The organism is Janthinobacterium agaricidamnosum NBRC 102515 = DSM 9628, from assembly GCF_000723165.1.
Lineage (GTDB): Bacteria > Pseudomonadota > Gammaproteobacteria > Burkholderiales > Burkholderiaceae_D > Janthinobacterium > Janthinobacterium agaricidamnosum.
Genome location: NZ_HG322949.1, coordinates 2,315,882 through 2,340,388, shown reverse-complemented (window position 1 = coordinate 2,340,388; position 24,507 = coordinate 2,315,882). Strand labels below are relative to the sequence as shown.

19 protein-coding genes are annotated in these 24,507 nt (G+C 61.1%); 7 read left to right on the top strand and 12 right to left on the bottom strand.

The window, feature by feature from the left end:
• Positions 1-382 precede the first annotated feature (382 nt).
• Entirely contained in the window at positions 383-1,318 is a 936-nt protein-coding gene (locus tag GJA_RS10035; protein ID WP_038491643.1) for a 5'-nucleotidase, read from the top strand.
• A gap of 65 nt (positions 1,319-1,383) precedes the next feature.
• Here the strand turns inward: GJA_RS10035 and GJA_RS10030 are convergent, their stop codons facing one another.
• Positions 1,384-3,624, bottom strand: coding sequence for an RICIN domain-containing protein (locus tag GJA_RS10030; protein WP_144241473.1), 2,241 nt, complete (start codon positions 3,622-3,624; stop codon positions 1,384-1,386).
• 494 nt (positions 3,625-4,118) lie between these two features.
• Here GJA_RS10030 and mfd point away from each other — a divergent pair, with 494 nt between their 5' ends.
• From mfd to GJA_RS10015, 3 genes are all read left to right on the top strand, one after another.
• A complete protein-coding gene (gene mfd, locus GJA_RS10025; protein WP_038499334.1) occupies positions 4,119-7,562 on the top strand; it encodes a transcription-repair coupling factor in 3,444 nt (1,147 codons plus the stop codon).
• A gap of 146 nt (positions 7,563-7,708) precedes the next feature.
• Complete coding sequence (serB, locus tag GJA_RS10020) at positions 7,709-8,551, top strand: phosphoserine phosphatase SerB (protein ID WP_038499330.1); 843 nt, start codon at positions 7,709-7,711, stop codon at positions 8,549-8,551.
• Positions 8,552-8,635: 84 nt separating this feature from the next.
• A complete protein-coding gene (locus GJA_RS10015; RefSeq protein ID WP_038491640.1) occupies positions 8,636-8,998 on the top strand; it encodes a DUF4870 family protein in 363 nt (120 codons plus the stop codon).
• 58 nt (positions 8,999-9,056) lie between these two features.
• On the opposite strand, the gene GJA_RS10010 is transcribed toward GJA_RS10015, so the two are convergent.
• Both GJA_RS10010 and rimO read right to left on the bottom strand, forming a co-directional pair.
• A complete protein-coding gene (locus tag GJA_RS10010) occupies positions 9,057-10,235 on the bottom strand; it encodes a cystathionine beta-lyase (protein ID WP_038499327.1) in 1,179 nt (392 codons plus the stop codon).
• A gap of 81 nt (positions 10,236-10,316) precedes the next feature.
• Positions 10,317-11,729: a 30S ribosomal protein S12 methylthiotransferase RimO gene (rimO, locus tag GJA_RS10005; RefSeq protein WP_038499324.1), complete on the bottom strand. Its 1,413-nt coding sequence runs from the start codon at positions 11,727-11,729 to the stop codon at positions 10,317-10,319.
• A gap of 199 nt (positions 11,730-11,928) precedes the next feature.
• On the opposite strand from rimO, the gene GJA_RS10000 reads away from it, so the two are divergent.
• Positions 11,929-12,936, top strand: coding sequence for a LacI family DNA-binding transcriptional regulator (locus GJA_RS10000; protein ID WP_038491637.1), 1,008 nt, complete (start codon positions 11,929-11,931; stop codon positions 12,934-12,936).
• A gap of 78 nt (positions 12,937-13,014) precedes the next feature.
• On the opposite strand, the gene GJA_RS09995 is transcribed toward GJA_RS10000, so the two are convergent.
• The 7 genes from GJA_RS09995 to phaC form a co-directional block, all read right to left on the bottom strand.
• Positions 13,015-14,085 (bottom strand): ABC transporter ATP-binding protein, encoded by a 1,071-nt coding sequence (locus GJA_RS09995; RefSeq protein WP_038491635.1) that lies wholly within the window; start codon positions 14,083-14,085, stop codon positions 13,015-13,017.
• 19 nt (positions 14,086-14,104) lie between these two features.
• Positions 14,105-15,013 (bottom strand): carbohydrate ABC transporter permease, encoded by a 909-nt coding sequence (locus tag GJA_RS09990; protein ID WP_038491632.1) that lies wholly within the window; start codon positions 15,011-15,013, stop codon positions 14,105-14,107.
• Complete coding sequence (locus tag GJA_RS09985) at positions 15,010-15,846, bottom strand: carbohydrate ABC transporter permease (RefSeq protein WP_081905321.1); 837 nt, start codon at positions 15,844-15,846, stop codon at positions 15,010-15,012. Before GJA_RS09985 ends, GJA_RS09990 begins: the two co-directional genes overlap by 4 nt.
• Before the next feature lie 133 nt (positions 15,847-15,979).
• Positions 15,980-17,170, bottom strand: coding sequence for an ABC transporter substrate-binding protein (locus GJA_RS09980; protein WP_081905320.1), 1,191 nt, complete (start codon positions 17,168-17,170; stop codon positions 15,980-15,982).
• Positions 17,171-17,345: 175 nt separating this feature from the next.
• Positions 17,346-18,725: a GH1 family beta-glucosidase gene (locus GJA_RS09975; protein ID WP_038491627.1), complete on the bottom strand. Its 1,380-nt coding sequence runs from the start codon at positions 18,723-18,725 to the stop codon at positions 17,346-17,348.
• A 195-nt stretch (positions 18,726-18,920) separates the two neighbouring features.
• Complete coding sequence (phaR, locus tag GJA_RS09970) at positions 18,921-19,487, bottom strand: polyhydroxyalkanoate synthesis repressor PhaR (protein WP_038491624.1); 567 nt, start codon at positions 19,485-19,487, stop codon at positions 18,921-18,923.
• Between the two features lie 238 nt (positions 19,488-19,725).
• On the bottom strand, positions 19,726-21,462 hold the full coding sequence (gene phaC / locus GJA_RS09965; protein ID WP_038491621.1) for a class I poly(R)-hydroxyalkanoic acid synthase: 1,737 nt from the start codon (positions 21,460-21,462) through the stop codon (positions 19,726-19,728).
• Between the two features lie 45 nt (positions 21,463-21,507).
• On the opposite strand from phaC, the gene GJA_RS09960 reads away from it, so the two are divergent.
• Positions 21,508-21,705 carry a hypothetical protein gene (locus GJA_RS09960; protein WP_038491618.1) on the top strand — a complete coding sequence of 66 codons (198 nt, stop codon included), beginning with the start codon at positions 21,508-21,510 and terminating at the stop codon, positions 21,703-21,705.
• A 52-nt stretch (positions 21,706-21,757) separates the two neighbouring features.
• Here the strand turns inward: GJA_RS09960 and pgeF are convergent, their stop codons facing one another.
• Both pgeF and GJA_RS09950 read right to left on the bottom strand, forming a co-directional pair.
• On the bottom strand, positions 21,758-22,546 hold the full coding sequence (gene pgeF, locus GJA_RS09955; protein WP_081905625.1) for a peptidoglycan editing factor PgeF: 789 nt from the start codon (positions 22,544-22,546) through the stop codon (positions 21,758-21,760).
• A 16-nt stretch (positions 22,547-22,562) separates the two neighbouring features.
• Positions 22,563-23,576, bottom strand: a complete 1,014-nt coding sequence (locus GJA_RS09950) for an RluA family pseudouridine synthase (protein WP_144241472.1) — start codon at positions 23,574-23,576, stop codon at positions 22,563-22,565.
• Between the two features lie 89 nt (positions 23,577-23,665).
• Here GJA_RS09950 and GJA_RS09945 point away from each other — a divergent pair, with 89 nt between their 5' ends.
• Entirely contained in the window at positions 23,666-24,469 is an 804-nt protein-coding gene (locus GJA_RS09945) for an outer membrane protein assembly factor BamD (RefSeq protein ID WP_038491610.1), read from the top strand.
• Positions 24,470-24,507 lie beyond the last annotated feature (38 nt).

Genomic DNA, 24,507 nt, shown 5'->3' with positions numbered 1-24,507 from the left:
CCCTATCGTTTTAAAGAAATTGAAGGCGTCGGATTATTTCAAACGACCTCGCATGCGCGCACCGAGTCAAGCAGTTTGAGTTATCAAGCTTGTGCTGTCGCGTTAACTTTTGCAAAGATTTGCTTACTTGTTTAAACAACCACTGTAAAGCGCTTATTTCGGCGCAGCCATATAACAAGCACCGGCATCAGGCTGCCGGCCATTTCAAGCGCCAGAAAATGTCGCATAGAGTATTTTGGGCGCAGCTTGCTTAACGTTAGCCGGTTTTAGTTACTTAATAAAAACTTTAAAAAACCTTTAAAAGTTTGATTCCTGCTGCGGATACATATTTATCCTTGATTAGCTTAAGATGCTGGTCAGGCAAACTACCCCAGGCATCCCCATGGCATATCCCATCGAGCGCAAACTCGTGATCGGCATCGCATCGAGCGCCTTGTTCGACCTCAGCGCATCGCACCAGGTTTACCTCGACAGCGGCGCCGAGGCCTACCGCCAATACCAGGAAAGCCACCTCGACAACATCCTCGAACGGGGCGTGGCGTTCCCCTTCATCCGGCGCTTCCTCAGCATCAACCGGCATTTCGAGCAGCAGGCGCCGGTCGAAGTCGTGCTGTTTTCGCGCAATTCGCCCGAAACCGGCTTGCGCGTGATGCGCTCGATCGCCCATTACGGTCTGGATATTTCACGCGCGGCATTTGTCACGGGACAATCTCCCTACCCGTATTTACCGGCCTTTAATGCGTCCTTGTTCCTCAGCGCCAACGAGGAAGATGTGCGCAATGCGCTGGCCAACAAGTTTCCGGCCGGACTGGTGCTGCCGTCGCGCACCGAAGACGATGAAGAGGATACCGAGTTGCGGGTGGCGTTCGACTTCGACGGCGTGATCGCCGACGATGAATCCGAGAGTGTGTTCAAGCGCAATAACGACGTCGACGAATTCCATGCCCACGAAACCTTGAACGCCGGCACGCCGCATCGGCCGGGACCGCTGGCCGACCTGTTTCAAAAACTGGCCGGCATGCAGCAGCTGGAACAGCAGCGCCAGCGCGACGATCCCGCTTATAAGAAAGTGTTGCGCATCGCCATCATCACGGCGCGCAATGCGCCGTCGCACGAACGCGTGGTGACCACGCTGAAAAGCTGGGGCGTCGCGGCGGACGAGACCTTCTTCCTGGGAGGAATGGAAAAGGCGCGGGTGCTGGAAGTGTTCAAGCCGCACATCTTTTTCGACGACCAGATCAGCCACCTGAAATCGGCCGGCGGCACCATCCCGATGGTGCATGTGCCGTTCGGTATCGCCAACTTGCTCGCGGCCTGACGACGCGGCAGATAAAAAAAGCGCGCCGCGGACCGCCGGCGCGCCTTTGATTCAACTACAGAAGATTACTGCACCAGCACCGCGTTGTTCTGCGCCGGGTTGACCGTATCGCCCAAGCCGTTGAGGATGTGGGTGATTTCGCCCACGCCGCCCAGCGACACGGTGGTCATATTGTGCATCATCGCGCCGTTCAGGCCGGAGGCCGGCACTTCAAACGCGTTGTGCAGCTTGATGCTTGGATTGACATTGAAGTAGCAATACACGCCCACGCCCCATGCCTGGTGGCTGGTCACATGATCGGCCACCTTGTACGAGGCATAACCGTTGCGGCTGCCATCCATCCACGCATTCTGGTTCGGCACGTCGTACGGCGCTTCGCTCTGGTAGAAATAGACCTTGCCGCGTTCGCCATTCCACAGCGTCTGGTATTTCTGGTAATGCTCGACCGCCAGGCCGTAAATGGTGACATCGGCGCCGTTGACGGTCAGGCCGTTGTCGGCCGGATTGATCGTCCAGCCGTGGTTGACCACGCCCTCTCTGCCATGGTCGGCGCGCCAGATCCACAAATTGTCGCCGATCACGTGGCGGCTGTTGATACGCAGGCTGATGGTGGCCTTGCCTGGCTCGGCACCGCCGACGCGGAAGAAGGTGTCGAACAGCACGGTTGGATTGGCGGCATGGCTGGCGTTGCTGCCGACCGGACCGACATCGAGCAACACCGGCGAATTATTGACGCCGGCATCGAACAGCACGCCGGCGATCGACACGCCATCGACGTCGGCCACGTTCATCGCGGACAAGCCGGTGGTCGGGGTCAGCGTGGCCAGGCCGAGGCCGAGCACCACGGTGTTGGCGTTGTTGACGCGCAGCGTATCGTTCAATTTGTAGATGCCCGGCGTCAGCAGCAGATGCTTGCCTTGGCTCAGCGCCGCGTTGAGGGTGGCGGCGGTGTCGGTATTGGCGCGCGCGATATAAAACTGGCTGATCGGCAGCGACTGGCCAGGACCGACGCCATTGGTCCAGGTGATGCCTTGGCTATTGGTGCGCAGCGCAGGCACGAACACGCTGTAGTTGCCGGCGCCGTCGACCGTCAGGAATGGTTTTTCGCGCACTTGCGGCGTCAGGGCGATCGTCGTGTTCGGCGGGTTGGGGAAAGTCGATGCCGGTGCGTTGACACTGCCGACAAACACCATATTCCATACCGCGCTGACCCAGTTGCCCCATTTCGAGTTACGCGACAGCCATTGCTGCTGGCTTTGCGAATTGACGGTGCCGTCGATCAGCGAATCGGACATGAAGCCGCCGCTCGACCAGCCGCCGTTGTCGGCCAGCGCCAGGTTGCCCTTGATATGCATGCGGCGCATCGGCGCTGCTTGCGACACGGCCCACATGCTGGTGCCGCCGCTTGGTGTCAGCGAAATGTTTTCCACCGAACGCCAGAAGTTTTGCGTCGCATTGCCGCCGAACCAGGATGCGTCGACCTGTATCGTGCCGCCGTTGATGTGGGTGTCGTCCGGGCTCAAGCCCAGGCCCGCCACGTGGGTATAAAAACCGACGTTGACGGCAGTGCTATAGGTGCCCGGCTTGAACAGCAGCGCATAACGTTCGTTGCCGAACTGGTTGGTGCGCTGCTGGCCGTAGACCTGGTCCACTTTCGCCTGGATGGTCGCCGCGCTCATGCTCGGGTCGAAGATCAGCACGTTCGGACCGAAGTCCGGCGCCGCGCCGCCGGCAGCCGGCGTCAGCTGCCATTTCTGCGCCGCGCTGCCATTGCTGGTAAAAATCTGCACGGCGCTGCCGTTGGCGGTTCCCGAGTTGCTTACATGCAATGCCTTGCCGCTGTTTTGATTGATCAGCGTATGCGTGCCATCCGCATTGGCGTTGATTTGCCACTGCTGCGCGCCAGTGCCGTTGCTGGCATAAATGCCGACCGGGCTGGAATCGGGCGTCGCCGCGCCAAGCACGTCGAGCGCCTTGCCGCCGTTCTGGTTCAACAAGGTGTAAGTGCCGTTGGCATTGCTGACGATTTGCCACTGTTGCGCCGCCGTGCCGTTGGCCGTGAAAATCTGCGTCACGGTGCCGTCGGCGGAAGCGCCGCCGGCCGGTTGCAGCGCCTTGCCGCTGTTCGGATTGACCAGCGTGTACACGCCGCCCGGCGTGATCGCGGCCAGCGCCGCATCAGCCTGCTGCGCATTGCTTTGCGCCAGCACTTTCGATCCGCCGCCTCCGCTATCGCTGCCGCCGCACGCGGCAAGCATCCCACCCAGCGCGCAAAACGCCAGGAATTTCCCTATAGTCGTTTTCAAAAAAATGTCTCCTCATCGATGTGAAGTGGATACTGCAATCCCCCCCTGTGCAGGGAGGCTGGTTACCGCCACGGAAGCGACGTGGTCGTCCCGTGAAGATTCTGTGCAATGAAAGACGGCTGGTCGGTATCACCGATGGCTAGTCCGGATTCCGGCCCCATTAAAATGGAACCGCTTCCAATCGTCTGCCAAAAAAAATCCAGCAAGTGGATATGGCGACTGTGACTGGATCGACAACCTGGACCTGCGGCCCAGGCGCCGCAGCATGGTATGCTTGGGCGACAATTATTTTTGTGCTATGTGGCAACTTTACGCCACGAATTTGCGCTTGTCTACCAAATAAATCATTTTTAAAAAACAAGTACACGCCACAGGAAACCATACCCCTGACGAACGCGGCATCGTCACTCAGGGACTATAATGATGATTGTCACGGCGCCGCCGATCCGGCCAGGCGCCTCCCCTGCCCTTTTACCGTGAGTGTCATCGCCTGCATGTCATTTGACTTAAAAAAATCGTTTCCCAAAGCCGGCAGCCGGTTTGTCCTGCCGGCGCTGTACGGCTCGTCCGACGCCCATGCGCTGGCGGCCGCCGCGCTTGAACTGAAATCGCAGGGCCGGATGCTGGCCGTGATCGTCGCCAGCGCCAGCGACGGCCAGCGCCTGCTCGATGAAATCCCGTGGTTCGCGGCCGGCGCCTTGCGCTGCCACTTGCTGCCCGACTGGGAAACCCTGCCCTACGACGCTTTTTCGCCGCACCAGGACCTGGTCTCGGAACGCCTGGCGACGCTGCATGAAGTCCAGAACCGCCACTGCGACGTGCTGATCGTGCCGGCCACCACCGCGCTGGTGCGGCTGGCGCCGCCGTCGTTCCTGGCCGCCTACACCTTCTTTTTCAAGAAGGGCGAAAAGCTCGACGAAGCGCGCCTGAAGTCGCAGCTGACGCTGGCCGGCTACACCCATGTGTCGCAAGTGATGTCGCCCGGCGAATATTCGGTGCGCGGCGGCTTGCTCGACCTGTTCCCGATGGGGTCCGCGCTGCCGTACCGGCTCGACCTGTTCGGCGACACCATCGACACCATCCGTACCTTCGACGCCGACACCCAGCGCTCGCTGTACCCGGTCAACCAGGTGCGCCTGCTGCCGGGCCGCGAATTCCCGATGGATGAAGCGGCGCGCACCACCTTCCGCAGCCGTTGGCGCGAACAGTTCGAAGGCGATCCGTCGCGCTCGGTGGTCTACAAGGACATCAGCAGCGGCATCGCCTCGGCCGGCATCGAATATTATCTGCCGCTGTTTTTCGACGACACCGCCACGCTGTTCGACTACCTGCCGCAAGACGCGGCGCTGGCCCTGGTGGGCGACATCGACCAGGCGATCCGCCGTTTCTGGGTCGACACCCAGTCGCGCTACCGCTTCCTGAAAGCCGACCGCGAGCGCCCGATCCTGGCGCCGGAAGCGCTATTCCTCAGCGACGAGCATTTCTTTGCGCTGGCCAAGCCGTTCGGCCGCTGGGCGATCGCCAAGGATGACCAGGGGATGACGTCGGAATTGTCGGCGCCGGTGCCGAATATCGCCGTCAACCGCCGCGCCGACGACCCGCTGGCCAATTTGCGCGGCTACCTGCTGCAGCCGGGCCGGCGCGTGATGATTTGCGCCGAGTCGAACGGCCGCCGCGAAACCCTGCAACAGTATTTCACCGAATACCAGCTGGACCTGGCCCCGGTCGAAGGCTACGAGGGCTTCGCGCACGCCGATGCCAGGCTGATGCTCGGCGTGGCGCCGCTGCACGCCGGCTTTGAACTGTTCACGCCGGACGGCAACCTGGTCTTCATCACCGAAACCGAGCTGTATGCCGGTTCCGGCCGGCGCGCCGGCAAGAAAAAACAGGAAGGCGCGACCCAGGTCGAATCGATGGTGCGCGACCTGTCGGAGCTGAAGATCGGCGACCCGGTGGTGCACATCAACCACGGCATCGGGCGCTACATGGGCCTGACCAGCATGGACCTGGGCGAAGGCGAGACCGAATTCCTGCACCTGGAATACGCCAAGGACACCAAGCTGTATGTGCCGGTGTCGCAACTGCATGTGATTTCGCGCTATTCGGGCGCCTCGCCGGAAGACGCGCCGCTGCATTCGCTCGGTTCCGGCCAGTGGGAAAAGGCCAAGAAAAAGGCCGCCGACCAGGTGCGCGACACCGCTGCCGAACTGCTCAACCTGTATGCCCGGCGCGCGCTGCGCAAGGGCCACTCGTTCGACTATTCGGCGCACGACTACGAACGTTTCGCCGACAGCTTCGGCTTCGACGAAACCCCGGACCAGGCCGAGGCGATCAACAACGTCATCAAGGACATGACCTCGGGCAAGCCGATGGACCGGCTGGTGTGCGGCGACGTCGGTTTCGGCAAGACCGAAGTGGCCTTGCGGGCCGCCTTCATCGCCGTGATGGGCGGCAAGCAGGTGGCGATCCTGGCGCCGACCACGCTGCTGGCCGAACAGCATGCGCAAACCTTCGCCGACCGCTTCGCCGACTGGCCGGTGCGCATCGCCGAATTGTCGCGCTTCCGCAGCGGCAAGGAAATCACGCAAGCGTTCAAGGGCATGGCCGACGGCACGCTCGACATCGTCATCGGCACCCACAAGCTGCTGTCGGACGACGTCAAGTTTACCCGCCTGGGCCTGGTCATCATCGACGAGGAACACCGCTTCGGCGTGCGGCAGAAGGAAGCGCTGAAGGCGCTGCGCGCCGAGGTCGACGTGCTGACGCTGACCGCCACGCCGATCCCGCGCACGCTGGGCATGGCGCTGGAAGGCTTGCGCGACTTTTCGATCATCGCCACCGCGCCGCAAAAACGGCTGGCGATCAAGACCTTCGTGCGCAGCGAAAACGAATCGATCATCCGCGAAGCCTGCCTGCGCGAATTGAAGCGCGGCGGCCAGATCTACTTCCTGCACAATGAGGTGGAAACCATCCAGAACCGCATGGCGATGCTGACCGAACTGCTGCCGGAAGCGCGCATCGCGGTGGCGCACGGCCAGATGCATGAACGCGACCTGGAAAAAGTGATGCGCGACTTCGTCGCCCAGCGCTTTAACATTTTGCTGTGCACCACCATCATCGAAACCGGCATCGACGTGCCGACCGCGAACACCATCATCATGCACCGCGCCGACAAGTTCGGCCTGGCCCAATTGCACCAGCTGCGCGGCCGGGTCGGCCGTTCGCACCACCAGGCCTACGCCTATTTGCTGGTGCACGACGTGCAGGGCCTGAGCAAGCTGGCGCAGCGCCGGCTCGATGCGATCCAGCAGATGGAAGAGCTGGGCAGCGGCTTTTACCTGGCCATGCACGACCTGGAAATCCGCGGCGCCGGCGAAGTATTGGGCGACAACCAGTCCGGCGAAATGCATGAAATCGGCTTCCAGCTGTATTCCGACATGCTCAACGAGGCGGTCCGTTCGCTGAAGAACGGCAAGGAGCCGGACCTGGCCGCGCCGCTGTCGTCGACCACCGAAATCAACCTGCATACGCCGGCGCTGCTGCCGGCCGATTTCTGCGGCGACGTGCACGAGCGGCTATCGATCTACAAGCGCCTCGCCAACTGCGCGTCGCAAGACAGGATCGACGACATCCAGGAAGAATTGATCGACCGTTTCGGCAAATTGCCGGACGCCGTCAAGGCGCTGGTCGAGACGCACCGCCTGCGGATCGCCGCCAACACCGTCGGCATCGTCAAGATCGACGCCCACGGCGAGGCGGCCACGCTGCAATTCATGCCGAAGCCGCCGATCGATCCGATGCGCATCATCGAGCTGATCCAGAAAAACCGGCACATCAAGCTGCATGGCCAGGACAAGCTGAAAATCACCGCCAGCATGCCGGACCTGGCCGCCCGCGTCACGCAAATCAAGTCGGCGATCAGGCAGCTGACTGCCTGAGGCGGCGGCACCGAAAACGGCCGCGTCCGCCATTCTGGACGCGCGCCGGCGCTATCGGTATCATATAGTCAACCCAGCCGCTCTTGTGGCACTCCAACAGCATACAAACAATTGGCAGCGACATGGACAACACCAAAAACACCACGATGAACCTGGTCTTGCAGGGCCTGGACGGCAGCGCCGCGCGGCTCGAACGGATCGCCGCGCTGACCGCGCCGACCGGCACCACCAGGCTGGGCGAGAACGCCTTGCGCTGCGACGGCATCAGCTATTCGCCGGCGCTGCGCTCGACCATCGAAGTGGCGGCCCACGCGGCGCAGCTGGACGCCACCTACATGATCGGCGTGCGCACGCTGGATGAATTCAAGCTGGTCGCGATGGACATGGATTCGACGCTGATCACCATCGAATGCATCGATGAAATCGCCGACATGCAGGGCTTGAAGGCGGAAGTGGCGGCGATCACCGAAGCGGCGATGCGCGGCGAACTCGATTTCGCGGCCAGCCTGGCACAGCGCGTGGCGCTGCTCGAAGGTCTCGATGCATCGGCCTTGCAGCGCGTCTACGACGAGCGCCTGCGCTTGTCGATGGGCGCCGAAACCATGCTGGCCGCGGTCCAGGCGGCCGGCTTGAAAACGCTGCTGGTGTCGGGCGGTTTCACCTTCTTCACCGAGCGCCTGCAACAGCGGCTGGGCCTCGACTACACGCACGCCAACCAGCTCGAAATCATCGACGGCAAGCTGACCGGCAAAGTCATCGGCGGCATCGTCGACGCCGAGGAAAAGAAGCGCACCGTCGAGCGCGTGTGCCGCGAAATGGGGATTTCGCCGGCGCAGGCGATCGTCATGGGCGACGGCGCCAACGACTTGAAAATGATGGGCATCGCCGGCCTGTCGGTGGCGTTCCGCGCCAAGCCGGTGGTACGCGCCCAGGCCGACGTGGCGCTCAATTTCGTCGGACTGGACGGCATCCTCAACCTGCTGAGCTAAGCGGCCGCGGCGCCACGCGCATGCATGCGCCACCCATCGATGACCACTGTTACAATTGATTATTCAACAATACAGGAGGCGCCCATGTCGCAAGATGTCGTTTTGGATACGCAGCTGGAATCGAACAGGAACGTGGTCTGGTGGCTTTACCTGATCCACGGCGCGACGTTCTTCTTTTCGCTGGGGCTGCTGTCGATCGTGCCGATCATCGTCAATTACCTGAAGCGAGACGAGACCGCCGGCACCTATTTGTACAGCCATCACGGCTGGCAAATCCGCTCCTTCTGGTGGTATGTATTCTGGGTACTGGTCGGTGCGGCGCTGTTCGTCACGCTGATCGGCATTCCGCTGGCCTGGCTGGTCTGGGCTGGCGCGTGGTTGTGGAAAGCATACCGCCTGATCAAGGGTTTCCTCGACCTCAACAGCAATAAGGCGATGCCGGAATAAACCGGCCGGCGCCAAAGCGAATGGCACGAGCCGCAGCGTGCCGCACGCTGCCCTGGCCTCAAGCGCCTGCAGCCTGCATAACAGCCAAGGCCTGTTCGATATCGGCGATCAAGTCGTTGACGTCTTCCAGGCCGACATTAAAGCGCACCAGCACGCCCTGCTCTTGCCAGTCCGGGCGCATGTGGCGCATCCGGTAAGGCATCACCAGGCTGTTGACGCCGCCCCAGCTATAGCCGATCTTGAACAGTCGCAGCGCATCGACGAAGCGGTCGGTCTGCTGCTCGCTGAAACGGGCGTCGAAGATGACCGAAAACAGGCCGCCGGCGCCGCTGAAATCGCGCCGCCAGATGTCGTGGCCGGGGCAGCCCGGCAGCGCCGGATGCAGCACGCCGGCGATTTCCGGGCGCCCCTGCAGCCACAGCGCCAGCTTGCGGGCGGCGCTGTCATGCGCGTCGAAACGCAGCTTCATGGTCGGCAAGCCGCGCTGCACCAGGTAGGCATCGTCGGCGCCGACGCCGAAACCGAGCCGCATGTGGGCCATGCAGAGGCGCTCGTGCAGCGCCTGGTCGCGCGTGATCACCGCGCCCATCAGCACGTCCGAGCCGCCGGACTGGTACTTGGTCAGCGCCTGCATGATGATGTCCACGCCAAGCTCGAAAGCGCGCAAGGCCAGCCCGGCCGACCAGGTATTGTCGAGCGCCACCGGCACGCCGCGCGCGCGCGCGGCCCGGCAAATGGCCGGCAGGTCCGGTACTTCCATGGTCACCGATCCCGGCGACTCGGTCCAGACCAGGCGGGTGTTCGGCTGGATCAGCGCGGCGATGCCGGCGCCGATCAAGGGGTCGTAATAGCGCGCCGTGATGCCGAAATCCTGTTCCAGCCAGCGGCTCAATTCGCGGTTCGGGCTGTACACATTGTCCGGCAACAGCACGTCGTCGCCGCTTTTGAGCAGCGCAAAATCGACCATCGCGATCGCCGCCAGTCCGCTCGGCGCCAGCAAACAGTATTTGCCGTCCTCGATCTCGGCCAGCCGCGCTTCCAGCGTGAACGTGGTCGGCGTGCCGTGCAAGCCGTAGGTGTAGCCGCTTTTATCCTTCCAGTCGCCCGAGCGCATCGCGGCGACGTTCTTGAACAGCACGGTGGAAGCGTGGTGGATTGCGCCGGGAAAGGCGGCGAAACCGGCCGGCGCCCGGTAATCGCTGTGGATCAGCGCGGTTTGTGGAGATTTTTTAGTCATGATGATGGGCAGGTACGGACAAGAAAAAAAGGCGAACCGCATACCGCCGGTTCGCCCTTATTGTATTCCATGCAACCGTGTTTATTCGGCGGCGCCCCATAAATCATGCGCGTCGGACGAGGTGATGGTGACGTCGACGAACTGGCCGACCTGCAGCTTGCGGTGCGGTTCGTACGGCGGCTTGACATACACCACGCCGTCGATTTCCGGCGCATCGGCGCTGGAGCGGCCGACGCCGCCGCTGCGGGTGACTTCGTCGATCAGCACGCGCACGGTCTTGCCGACCTTGGCCTGCAGGCGTTTTTTCGAGATTTCCTCTTGCAGCAGCATCACCCGGCCGCGGCGTTCCTCGCGCACCTCTTCCGGCACCGGGTTGGCGATCTCGTTGGCGGTCGCGCCTTCCACCGGCGAATAGGCGAAGCAGCCCAGGCGGTCGATCTGCGCTTCCTTCAGGAAGTCCAGCAGGTATTCGAATTCGGCTTCGGTCTCGCCGGGGAAACCGGCGATGAAGGTCGAACGGATGGTCAGATCCGGGTTCATCGCGCGCCAGGCCTGGATGCGGTCCAGGTTTTTCTCGCCGCTGGCCGGACGCTTCATGCGCTTCAGCACGTCCGGATGCGCGTGCTGCAGCGGGATGTCGAGGTAAGGCAGGATATGGCCGCCGCTCATCATCGGAATGATCTGGTCGACGTGCGGATACGGGTAGACGTAATGCAGCCGTACCCAGGCGCCGTAGCTCTTGGCCAGCTCGCCCAGCGCTTCGGTCAGCTGTGTCATATGGGTCTTGAGCGGACGGCCGTTCCAGAAGCCGGAGCGGAACTTGACGTCGACGCCGTAGGCGCTGGTGTCCTGCGAAATCACCAGCAATTCCTTGACGCCGGACTTGAACAGGTTTTCCGCCTCCATCATCAATTCGGCGATCGGGCGCGACACCAGGTCGCCGCGCATCGACGGGATGATGCAAAAGCTGCAGCGGTGGTTGCAGCCTTCGGAAATTTTCAGGTAGGCATAGTGCTTCGGCGTCAGCTTGATGCCTTGCGGCGGCAGCAGGTCGATGAATGGCGCATGCGGCTTCGGCAGGTACTTATGGACCGAGTCCATCACCTCGCCCAGCGCATGCGGGCCGGTCACGGCCAGCACTTTCGGGTGCACTTTCATGATGATATCGTCGCCCGCCGCGTCTTTTTTCGCGCCCAGGCAGCCGGTGACGATGACCTTGCCGTTTTCGGCCAGCGCCTCGCCGATCGCGTCCAGCGATTCCTGCACCGCGGCGTCGATGAAACCGCAGGTGTTGACGATCACCAGGTCGGCGCCGTCATACGATTTCGCCGTGTCGTAGCCCTCGGCGCGCAGCTGGGTCAGGATTTGTTCGGAGTCCACCAGCGCCTTCGGGCAGCCGAGCGACACAAAGCCCACTTTCGGCGCCGAGCCGGGTGCGGCGACGACTGCGTCAGGGGTGGAGTTGACTACTGGAATACGGGAAATGGAGTGCATGATTGATTGCCAGGAAAATTCAGACCAATCGAACATTGTACATCATTCCACGCCCTTGATCCGTGCTAGGATGGAGGATAATCCCGGGTGTCGCGTAAAGTTTATATAAAATTTATATTAACGCCACATGCACGGCGCATTCCGCTTCAATTTATTATAAAATTTACTACCCAATGAATAGCAGGTTTCAGGAGACTTTGTGGCAACACTGAAAGACGTCGCAGTGCTCGCCGGTGTCGGCATGTCGACGGCGTCGCGCGCCATTTCCGGCGCCGGCCCGGTATCGGCCGATGCGCTGGCCCGGGTACAGGCCGCCGTCGAACAACTCAACTTCCGCCCGTCCTCGATCGGCCGCTCGCTTTCGGCCCAGTCGCTGGGCATGATCGGCATTTTCGCGCCGTCGTTCTTCGGCGCCTATTACGGCACCATCCTGAAGCAGACCGACATCGAGCTGCGCGCATTGCGGCGCCATGTGGTGGTCGCCACCGGCTGCGGCGACGGCACGCCGCGCGATGAGGCGATCGAGGCGGTCAAGTTCCTGATCGGCCGCGATTGCGACGGCATCGTCGTGCTGGGCCACGACTTGCACGACGAAGACCTGGTCAACCTGCACCGCATGCACCCGAAGATGGCGTTCCTGAACCGGCGCAGCCCGCAACTGGAAGAAGCATCGTTCTGCCCCGACCATTACCAGGGCGGCGTGGCGGCGGCCAGGACCCTGCTGGAAGCGAACCACCGGCAGCTTGCGGTGATTTCCGGCCCGTCCGAAACCTCGGACAACAAGAGCCGCCTGCAGGGATTTTTCGATGAGCTGGCCAGGCACGGCATCGCCCGCGCCGGCGTGCCGCTGATCGAATCGGACTTTTCGCGCCAGGGCGGCTTCGATTCCGCGGCCACGCTGCTGGCCGGCCGGCAGCCGTTCACCGGCCTGTTTTGCGCCAACGATGAAATGGCGGTCGGCGCGCTGTCCTGCCTGCACGGCGCCGGCATCAAGGTGCCGGAACAAGTGTCGGTGATCGGCTACGACGATGACTACTCGGCGGCGTTTTCGGCGCCGGGCCTGACCTCGGTGCATATCCCGATCCAGGAATTGACCCAAAGCGCGGTACGCTGGCTGCTGAACCAGTGCTACGGCACCAGGCATGACATCATCCGCGACTTCCCGGTCACGGTGACGATGCGCGGATCGGTGTCGACACGGATTTGAGCCGAACTTGAGCGCAAAAAAAGCCGGATCGCGCAGCGCTGCGCGATCCGGCTTTTTTACCGCCAGCGACAACGCCGACTAGAGGCGCAATTCACTACTGCCATCGAACAGCGACGCCTGTCCGGTGCGGATCTCGAATGAGGTGCTGCCGGCATCGATCACGTCCTGTTCCTGCACCACGGCGGCGATCTGGTTGCCGTGGAAGTCCAGCCACACCACCTTGTGGTTGCCCATCGCCTCGACCAGCGAAATGCCGGCCTGGTACGGCAAACCCTGGCCGACGCCGATGTCTTCGGGGCGCACGCCCAGCACGCAGGTCTGGCCATCGGCCGGCGCCTGCCTGAACGGATAGGCGCTGACGTCGAGTTCGACCTGCTGGTTGCGGAACAAGACCTTGCCGCCCTGCTTGCTCAGCGTGCCGCGGAACAGATTCATGCCCGGCGAGCCGAGGAAGGTCGCGACGAACAGGTTGGCCGGTTCGCGGTAGACGTTGGCCGGCGTGTCGAATTGCTGGATCACCCCGCCCTTCATCACCGCCATGCGCTGCGCCAGCGTCATCGCCTCGACCTGGTCGTGGGTCACGTAGATCATCGTCGCGCCCAGCTGCTGGTGCAGTTGCTTCAATTCGCGGCGCAATTCGGTGCGCAGCTTGGCGTCCAGGTTCGACAGCGGTTCGTCGAACAGGAACACGTCGGCCTGGCGCACGATGGCGCGGCCGATCGCCACGCGCTGGCGCTGGCCGCCGGACAGTTCGGCCGGCTTGCGCTTCAACAGCGGCTGCAATTGCAGCATGTCGGCCGCGCGCTTGACGCGCCGTTCGATTTCCGCCTTCGGCGTGCCGTTGATGCGCAGGCCGAACGACATATTGCGCTCCACGTTCATGGTCGGATACAAGGCGTACGACTGGAACACCATCGCGATGCGGCGGTCTTTCGGATCGGCCCAGGTCATGTCCTGGCCGCTGATTTCAATGCTGCCGCCGCTGACGTCGATCAGGCCGGCGATGGTGTGCAACAAGGTCGACTTGCCGCAGCCCGAAGGCCCCAGCAAGACCACGAATTCGCCTGCCTGCACATCGAGATTCAGGGAATCGATGATGGTATTGCCGCCAAGCTGGATCTGAAGATTGCGTATAGCTACATTAGACATAATTACCCTTGTTACCTTGTTAGCCCTTGACCGCGCCGGAGGCGATGCCGCGCACGAACCAGCGGCCGGAGATGAAATAAAGACCCAGCGGCACCATCGACGTCAGGATGGTGGCAGCCATGTTCACGTTGTACAGCCGTTCGCCGGTGGTGGTGTTGATGATGTTGTTCAGCTGGACCGTCATCGGCAAATGGTCGGAACCGGCGAACACCAGGCCAAACAGGAAGTCGTTCCAGATCCCGGTCACTTGCATGATGGCCGCGACCACGATCACCGGGGTCGACATCGGCAGCATCAGTTGCAGGAAGATGCGCCAGAAGCCGCCGCCGTCGATGCGCGCCGCCTTGAACAATTCCTGCGGCAGCGCCGCATAGTAATTACGGAACAGCAGCGTCATCACCGGCATGCCGAAGATGGTGTGGATCAGGATGATGCCGGGCAGCGAGCTGAACAGATGCGCGGCGGCCAGCAGGCGCACCAGCGGATACACCATCACCTGCACCGGGATGAACGCGCCCATCATCAGCACCGCGAACAGCACACCGGCGCCGCGCGGTTTCCAGAACGACAGCGCATAGCCATTGACGGCGCCGACCGCGATCGACAGGATGGTGCTCGGCACCACGATGTTGACCGAGTTCCAGAAGCCGCCCTTGATGCCGTTGCATTCCAGCCCGGTGCAGGCCGATTGCCACGCCATGCTCCACGGCTCGAAGGTGATATGCATCGGCAGCGCGAACAGCGTGCCGAGGCGGATTTCTTCCATCGGCTTGACCGACGTGACCAGCATGACATACAGCGGCAGCAGGAAAAACAGCGCCGCGCAAATCAGGAAGGCGTACACGCCGATCCGTGCTGGCGTGAAACTGCTGGCGCGCCGGGCCTGGCCGGCAGGTTTATGGTTATGGTTATTCACGGTGCTGCTCATTTCTTGGCCTTGCCCTTGCCTGCGCGGTTGCGCACGATGAAAATGGGGGCGACGATCGCCAGCACGGTGGTCAGCAGCACCACCGAGGCCGCCGACGCCAGGCCGATATTGGCGCGACCGAACAGGTAATCCATGATGAACTTGGCCGGCACTTCGCTGGCGGTGCCGGGACCGCCCTGGGTCATCGCGACGACCGCGTCGTACACCTTGATGACCATCACGAACAGCAGCACGAAAGCGGTCGAGACCGATGGCCCGAGCATCGGCAGCACGATGCTGAGGTAGACACGCCAGCGCGGGATGCCGTCGATCCGCGCCGCTTTCCACATCTCTTCGTCGATGCCGCGCAAACCCGACAGCATCAGCGCCATCACCAGCCCGGAAGCTTGCCACACGGTGGCGATCACCACCGTGTAGATCACCATGTCCTGGTTGACGATCCAGTCGAAGCGGGCCTGCTCGAAGCCCATCTTGTGCAGCACTTCCTGGATGCCCAGCTCCGGATTCAGTATCCATTGCCAGATCAGGCCGGTGGCCACGAACGACATCGCGTACGGATACAGGAACACGGTGCGCAGCACGCCTTCGGCCGCGACTTTCTGGTCGATAAAGACCGCCAGCAGGAAGCCGATCACCATGCAGGCCACGATGAACAGCACACCGTAGACCAGCAGGTTTTGCAGCGACAGCATCCAGCGGTCGTTATTGAACAAGCGGATATATTGCGCGGCGCCGACGAAGTCGTCCGCCGGAAAGGTGCGCGAACTGCTGACCGACACGCGCGCGGTCCACAACATCGTTCCCATATATGCAAACAATACCGTGACTGCCATCGGTATCAGTGCGATGTTGGCGGCCCACGAAAACCGTTTGCGTCCGGCCCTGGTTTTCGCCGCCGCTTCCAGCGATGCTAACTTACTCGAGCTACTCAAATTACTCTCCCCTTACTCCGTAGGCGCGCGCCGATTACTCTTTCAATGCGCTGGCAAAGGCTTTTTGCGCATCTTCGGCGGACTGGTTCTTGTTCCAGAAATTGGTCAGCACGTCTTGCAGCGCGCCGTTCAAGTCAGGGGAAGTCAGCATTTCCGAATTCGGCAACTGGCGCGTTTTATCCTTCATGATCACGATGCCCTGCCTGGCGCAAATGTCCAGCGAGGAATCGTCGACGTCGCCGCGGATCGGAATCGAACCCTTGCGCGCACTGAACGCCACTTGCGCGGCTGGCGAGGTGATGGTGGTGGCCATCAGCTTTTGCGCCTTGACCACATCGGCATTGGTCGATTTCGGGAACACGAACGCGTCGCCCGCGACGATGTACGGCGACTTCGGACCGAAGCCCGGGAAGCAGCCGAAATCCTTGCCGGCGGTTTGCTTGGCGGCCGAGAATTCGCCCTTGGCCCAGTCGCCCATGATTTGCACGCCGGCCTTGCCGGTCACGACCATCGCGGTGGCGTCGTTCCAGTTACGGCCAGGCGAACCTGGATCGATGAAGCCGCGCAATTTCTTGAAGGCCAGCAGCACTTGCTTGAAGGCGTCCGACTTGACCGCGTTCTGGTCGCGGTCGCGGTAGACTTTCAGGTACAGGTCCTGGCCGCCGACCATCGCGAAGATCGCGTCGAAGGTGATTTTTTCTTGCCATACCTGGCCGCCAAACGCCAGCGGCACGATGCCGGCGGCTTTCAATTTGGCCAGGTCGGCCAGGAATTCGTCCCAGGTTTTCGGTTCGTCGGCGATGCCGGCCTTCTTGAAAGCGGCCTTGGAGTAGAAGAACCAGGCCGGCATGTGGATGTCGACCGGCGCGGCATAGAAGTGACCGTTGATCTTGATCGCGTTCAAGATCGACGGCGGCATGATCTGGTCCCAGTTGCCCTTGATCGCCACGTCATCGACGTTGTTCAGCAAGCCTTGTTCGACGATGTCGCGGAATTGTTGCGAGGTATTGAATTGCGCCGCCACCGGCGCGTTGCCGCCGACGATGCGGTTGATGGTGGTCGCGCGGGCCTGGTCAGCGCCGGCAATCGCCTGGTCGATCCACTGGCCGCCGGCCTTGTTGTAGGCGTCGGCAAATTGTTTGATCGCGGCCGATTCGCCGCCGGAAGTCCACCAGTGAATCACGGTGGCTTTTAATGGCGCCTGGGCGTGCGCCTGGGCCATCATGGTGCCTTGTGCGGCGAGGGCCAGCGCGACTGCGCCGGCAATTTTTTGGTTTTATTCATATTGTCTCCTGTGAGTGTCTGGCACTCATTTTATTGGGAATGAATTGGTAACGTCCAATATTAAAAATACATATCAGGACGTAACCAGATACAACTTTTTTACCTTGCTACAACCTTCAAGGACGGGCGTTACGCTCGGCCAGGAAATCCGCCACCAGTTGCGCGCTGCGTTTCAGCGTGCGCTTCTGGGTCGCGTAATCGACGTGGATGATGCCGAAGCGGCGCTCGTAACCGAAAGCCCATTCGAAATTGTCCATCAGCGACCAGATGAAATAACCGCGCACGTCGACGCCGGCCTTGACCGCTTCATCGACCGCCGCCAGGTGGCGGTTCAGGAACGAAATGCGGCGCGGGTCGTTGACTGCGCCATCGACCACCTGGTCGTCGGACGCGGTGCCGTTCTCGGTGATGTAGATCGGCGGCAAGTTATCGTATTCCTTGTGGAAACCGATCAGCAAGTCGCGCAAGCCGACCGGATACACTTCCCAGCCCATTTGCGTGCGCTCGACGCCTTCCAGGTCGACTTCGGTAAAACCGTGCTTGCCATCGCTGACCACGTTGGTGCGGAAATAGTAATTGATACCCAGGAAATCCATCGGCGCACCGATGATGTCCATGTCGCCTTCCAGCACCAGCGGTTCGGCGCCCGGCCACAGTTCCCACAACGCGGCGGCATTGGTTTTTTTCAGCAGCGGGTCGAGCACCCAGTTATTGTGCTGCAGTTCGAACAGTTCGGCGGCGCGCAAGTCGGCGGCGCTGGTGCCGGTGGTGGTGCCGCGGCCGACGTTGGCGACGATGCCCGCTTGTGCGGACGGGTCGTTGCGGCGCAGGTGCTGCAGCGCCAGGCCGTGGCCCAGCAGCAAGTGGTGCATCGCCTGGGTGGCGTAACGCACGTTGGCGCGGCCCGGCGCATGGTGACCGCCGCCGTAGCCGTGGAATGCCGAGCACCAAGGTTCGTTCAGCGTGGCCCACGCATCGACCAGGCCGGTCAATTCGCGGCTCATCAGGTCGGCGTATTCGGCGAATCGGTAAGCGGTGTCGCGGTTGACCCAGCCGCCACGGTCTTCCAGGTATTGCGGCAAGTCCCAGTGGTACAGCGTGACGAAGGTTTTCAAGCCCTTTTGTTTCAGGCGCTGCAGCAAGTTCTTGTAGAAATCGATGCCCTTGCGGTTAGGCTGACCGGCCGCATCCATCACGCGCGGCCAGGAGATCGACAAACGGTAGGCGTCGACGTTCAGCGCGGCGATCGTCTCGACATCCTGCTCCCACAAGTGGTAGTGGTCGCAAGCGACGGCACCGGTATCGCCGGCCAGCACTTTGCCGGGGGTGGCCGAGAAGGTATCCCAGATCGACGGCAGGCGACCGTCTTCGGCGACGGCGCCCTCGATCTGGTAAGCGGCGGTGGCCACGCCCAACAGGAAATCTTTGTTCCACAGTACCGAGTCGGCCGGTGGGGAAAATTGGTCTTCCAGGGAAACTGGTACTACTTGATTCACAAAATCTCCTTCGCTGCGAAATGGGAGTGGAAGCGCTTCCACAAGGTGTAACGATACTACCAGCGAAGAATTTGCAGTGTCAACGATATTTTAAATTTAGCCGGCCCGGCCGGCGCGCCATTTTGCAGTGCAGCAAAGAAAAACGGCACAGGGAAGTCGCCTGTGCCGTTCGATGCCATGCCGCTGTGACCGCGCCTATTTCTTGTCCGCTGGCGGAACCGGCGGCACAAACGGGAAGGCGCCAAAGATATTCTTGCTTTGGTTTTGTATTTGTTCTTGCATCTGCACAAACAGGCTTTTGCTCTGGTCGATGTAGTTATTCATCATGCCCTGCATCATCGGCCCCTGCACATTCATGAACTGGGTCCACATTTCCGGACTGAACGGCTTGCCTTCGAACGTGCCGTTGGCGCTGCCGCCAGTGAATTTGTGCTGGATGTCGGTGAAGGCCTGGACGTTCTTTTCCAGGTAAGAACCCATCATGCCCTGCATCGCATGGCCGTAATAACGGATGATTTGCGACAAGACGCCACTGGAAAACATCGGCACGCCGTTCGCCTCTTCTTCCAGGATAATCTGAAGCAAGATGCTGCGCGTCAAATCGTCATTCGACTTGGCGTCGACCACGGTGAATTCCTCGTTATCGAGCACCAGCTGCTTGACGTCGGTCAGCGTGATGTACGAACTGGTCTGGGTGTCGTACAGACGGCGGTTGGGGTATTTCTTGATCAGGCGGTCAATACTTTTTTTTGCACTACTCATCACAAGTTCCACTTATTGCGCCGCGGCGCGTACTGATTAAATCCGAAAAAAAAGCGAACTTCGGTCCGCTTTCGCACCTGCCTACTCTGATGGCATTATAGAGTGGAAAACCATCATTTTGCATATAACAATGCAAGTTTCTGTGTTTTATTGCAACGCAACTAAAAGTCACTAAACTGATTGGCGGACAGGCGGCGCCATCCTGGCGCGCCTATCCAGAATGACAATGCTTTAAATGTCAATCAGCCCTGACTGTAACATATCTGCCCGGCGCCGGTTCGATCGCCTTGTGCTTCCTGTTGCCCGGCTTGGCTGGCGCCTTGACATCGCTGCCGCCATGCTGCGCCAGGAATTGCGCCCATTCCGGCCACCAGCTGCCGGCGTGTTCGGTGGCGCCGCTGAACCAGTCGTCGGCGCTGAGCGGCTTGGCGCGGGCTGGCCGGGCCGTATCGTTGCTCCAGTAATTGCGCTTTTTCTTGGACGCCGGGTTGATCACGCCGGCGATATGGCCGGAAGCGCCGAGGATGAAGCGGTTGGCCTTGGCCTTCTTTGGATTCAGCAAGAAGGTCGATGCATACGCAGCCGGCCACGGCACGATATGGTCTTCGCGCGAACCGTAGATGAAAACCGGCGCGTCGATGCTCGACAAATCGACTTTTTCGCCGGCCACGGTCAGCTTGCCCGGCACCTTCAGGCTGTTTTCCAGGTAAGTGTTGCGCAGGTACCAGCAAAACATCGGGCCGGGCAAGCCGGTGCTGTCGGCATTCCAGTACAGCAAATCGAACGCCGGCGGCTCATTGCCCTTCAAATAATTCGATTGCACGTAATTCCAGACCAGGTCGTTCGGCCGCAGGCTGGAAAAAGTGCTGGCCAGATCGCGCCCGGGCAACAAGCCGCCGTTGGCCAGCGATTGTTCGCGCAGGCTGACCTGGGCTTCATCGATGAACACTTCCAGCACGCCGGGATCGGAAAAATCGAGGAAGGTGGTCAGCAAGGTCAGGCTGGACGCGGGATTCTCGCCGCGCGCCTTCAGCACCGCCAGCGCGGTGGCGATCAGCGTGCCGCCGACGCAAAAGCCGAACATGTTCAGTTTATCTTGTCCGGAAATATCCTGGGCCACCTGGATCGCCTGGATCACGCCTTGTTCGATGTAATCGTCCCACGTGGTGTGCTGCATGCTCTGGTCGGGATTGCGCCACGACATCAGGAACACGGTATTGCCCTGCTCCACCGCGTAACGCACCAGCGAGTTTTCGGGCTGCAAGTCGAGGATGTAAAACTTGTTGATGCACGGCGGCACCATCAACAGCGGCCGCTGGTGCACCTTCGGCGTGGCCGGGGTGTACTGGATCAGCTGGAACAGCGCATTTTCAAACACCACCGTACCGGGCGTGGTGGCGACATTGCGGCCCACTTCGAAGGCCGTTTCATCGGATTGCGAAATGCGGCCCTTCTGCATGTCGGCCAACATATTGCTCAAGCCCTTGGTCAGGCTTTCACCCTTGCTTTCGATAACTTTTTGCTGCGCTTCCGGATTGGTCGCCAGGAAATTGGCCGGCGACATCGCATCGACGATTTGTTGCACGGCGAAGCGGATTTTCTGCTTTTGGTGCGCGGTCGCGTCGACCGCATTGGCCAGGGCGTTGAGAAATTCGGCGTTGAGCAGGTATGATGCGGCATTGAATGCCGACAACGGGCTGTCGCGCCAGGCCGGCGCGGCGAAGCGGCGGTCGTTCAGCGGCGGAATCTGGCCCGCCATGAATTGCGCCCACAAGATGCCCAGCTTGGCCAGGTAATCGTCTTTCAGGCGGTCGATGACTTCAGGCTTGATGCTGGCGCCGGTGTCTTGCAGCACCGCCGCGATCGGATTCGACGGCGCCTGCGGCGCCATGTTGAACCAGGTTTTCCACTGCTCGGGATTGCTCATCTGCGCTATCCACGCGTTGGCCATCACTTGAGGATCGGGCATATTCATAGTGTTTAAGTCCATTTAAGAATTAAAATTTTCCAAGGCCGTTTTATGCTGATCGTCGCTATTGCATGGATTTACGTGGTCGGCCTCATGGCCCTGACGGAACCCTCCATCGTTGCCGGAGTGATGACGTTTCTCATCTACTGCGTGGTTCCCTTGTCCATCCTATTCTATCTGACCGGCTCCAGGCGGCGCAAACGCAAAGCCGCGCGGCAACAAGCGCCATCCGAACCGCCAGCCCGGTAAGATAAAGCAGATAAAACAAAAACGGCAGACATTACACTGTCTGCCGTTCAGTTTATTTGCGCCAGATCAAACTTGCCTGTCGCCCGGTGACGCCATCACGGCGATACGAATAAAAACGGGCCGCATCGCTGACGGTACAAAATTCCCCGCCCGAAACCCGTTCGACACCGCCGCGGCGCAGGAAAATCCGCGCCAGCGCATAGATGTCGGCCAGGTATTTGCCCGGACGTCCGTCGATGGGCGTGAACGCCGCCTTCACACGCCGCGCCTCGCCGTCATCCGACGCGCCGGCCTGGAATGCGGCCAGCACATCGGCGCCGACCTCGAATTGCGACGCTCCGATGGCCGGTCCCAGCCAGGCGGTGATCTCGCCGGCGCCCACGCCGGCATGACGCATGGCCGATACGGTGCGGTTGAGCACGCCGCCCGCCAGGCCGCGCCAGCCGGCGTGCGCCGCCGCGACCACGCTGCCGTCGAGCGCGCTGAACAATACCGGCAAACAATCGGCGCTCATGACCAGGCACACCGCCGAGGGCGCCGCCGCAAAGCTGGCGTCCGCTTCCGGCACGTCGCCGCCGGCCACCTGGGCGGCGTCAACCACCTTGGTGCCATGCACTTGCGACAGCCACACCGGCTGCGACGGCAGCAAGGCCGCCAGCGCGTCGCGGTTATGCTGTACATGCTCAGGCCGGTCGCCGACATGCTGGCCCAGGTTCAAGCCACCGCTGCCATCGGTCGCGCCATACGGCGCCAGGCTGATGCCCCCGCTACGCAGCGTGGACAGCGCCCCTATTCCAGCGGGCAAGTCCGGCCAGTGCGGCAGCAGCAATGGCAAACTCATCATGGCAAACCCATGCTTACACCTGTTCCGGCTCGGGAATGCCGGCGCTGGCGATCAGCGCGGCAAAGTCGTCGGCCAGCGGCACCAGCCATTCGCATTGCCGGCCGCTGCCCGGATGGGTCAGGCCCAGCCGGCGCGCCTGCAAGGCCTGGCGCGGGAAGACCGAGACCAGGTGCTGCTTGCCGTACAGCGCATCGCCGACCAGCGCAAAGCCCAGCGATTGCATGTGCACGCGGATCTGGTGGGTGCGTCCGGTTTCCAGGCGACATAACACCAGGCTGACCGGACGGCGGTCCAGCTCGCCGCTCGACAGCAAGGTGTAATGCGTGATGGCCGGCTTGGCGGCAAAGTTTTCCGACACCGCCATCTTGATACGGTCGCGCGGATGGCGCGCCATCGACGCATCGATGGTGCCGGCCGGTTTCGGCGTACCCCATACCAGCGCGAAATATTCACGCTTCACGGTGCGCGCCTGCAATTGGCGCACCAGGTCGGTTTGCGACGCCAGGGTCTTGCCGACCACCATCAAGCCGCTGGTATCCTTGTCGAGCCGGTGCACGATGCCCGCGCGCGGCACGCCGGCCAGTTGCGGACAGTGATGCAGCAAGCCGTTGAGCAAGGTGCCGGACCAGTTGCCGGCGCCCGGATGCACCACCAGTCCGGCCGGTTTATTGATCACGATGATATGCTCATCTTCATGGACGATGTTCAAATCCATCGCTTCCGGCTTAAAAGCCTCGTCTTCCGGCGCGGTTTGCGGCAGAATGACGATCTTTTCATCGCCATAGGCAGTCATGTTGCGTTTCGCGACTTTACCGTCGACGGTAACGAAACCGGCTTCCAGCCACAGTTGCAAACGGCTGCGGGAATATTGCGGCACCAGCCTGGAAATGACTTTATCGAGGCGGTGGCCGCAAGCGTCCGGCGTCAGTTCGAGTTCGATCGGCGCCATGTCGTCGAGGATGTCGTCGGCGGCAAAATCGCCATCGAATGCATCTTCGGCTTCGTGGTCAGACAGGGGGTCAGCCAAATTAGGCTTAGGAGTTAATATCACAGCATTCCCATCGGCTATAATCAGCCTATTGTAAAAACTTGGTTAAAACCTTCTTGCAAAACGTCATGCAAAAAAAATTATCGTTGGTAGTCGCCTCAGTCGTTCTGCTCGGCATGTCCGCTTGCAGCTTGTTACCGGAAAAAGTCGATGAGACCAAAAACTGGTCCGTTACGAAATTATACTCGGAGGCACGCGAAGAAATGGCGGGCCAGCACTACGAGCGCGCCATTCAGCTGTTCGAGAAGCTCGAATCGAACTACCCGTTCGGCAATTATGCCTTGCAAGCACAGATGGAGATTGCCTACGCGTATTACAAATCCGGTGACCAGGCCCAGGCGCTGGCGGCGGTCGAACGTTTCATTAAGTTGCATCCTAACCACAATAACGTGGATTATATGTACTACTTGCGCGGCTTGATCAGCTTTAACGACCAGGTCGGCTTCTTGAACTTTGTCTACGAGCAAGACCCGACCGAACGCGATCCGAAAGCGACGCGCGAAGCGTTTGCCGCGTTCAAGCAACTGGTCGATAAATTCCCGAACAGCCAGTACACGCCGGATGCGGTCGACCGCATGAGCTACCTGATCAATGCGATGGCGTCGTATGAAGTGCACGTGGCGCGTTATTACTACCGCCGCGAAGCGTACCTGGCGGCGCTGAACCGCGCCCAAAGCTCGGTCAACGACTTCCGCGACTCGCCGTCGATCGAAGAAGCGCTGTTCATCATGATACGCTGCTACGACAAGATGGGCATGACCGACCTGCGCGACGACACCCAGCGCGTATTCGACAAAAACTACCCGAACAGCCGCTTCCTGGTGGCCGGCGGCGGCAAGGCCGAACGCAAGTGGTGGAAGTTCTGGCAATAAGACAAAACGCGTAGCTGCGGCGACACACCGAGGCCGGT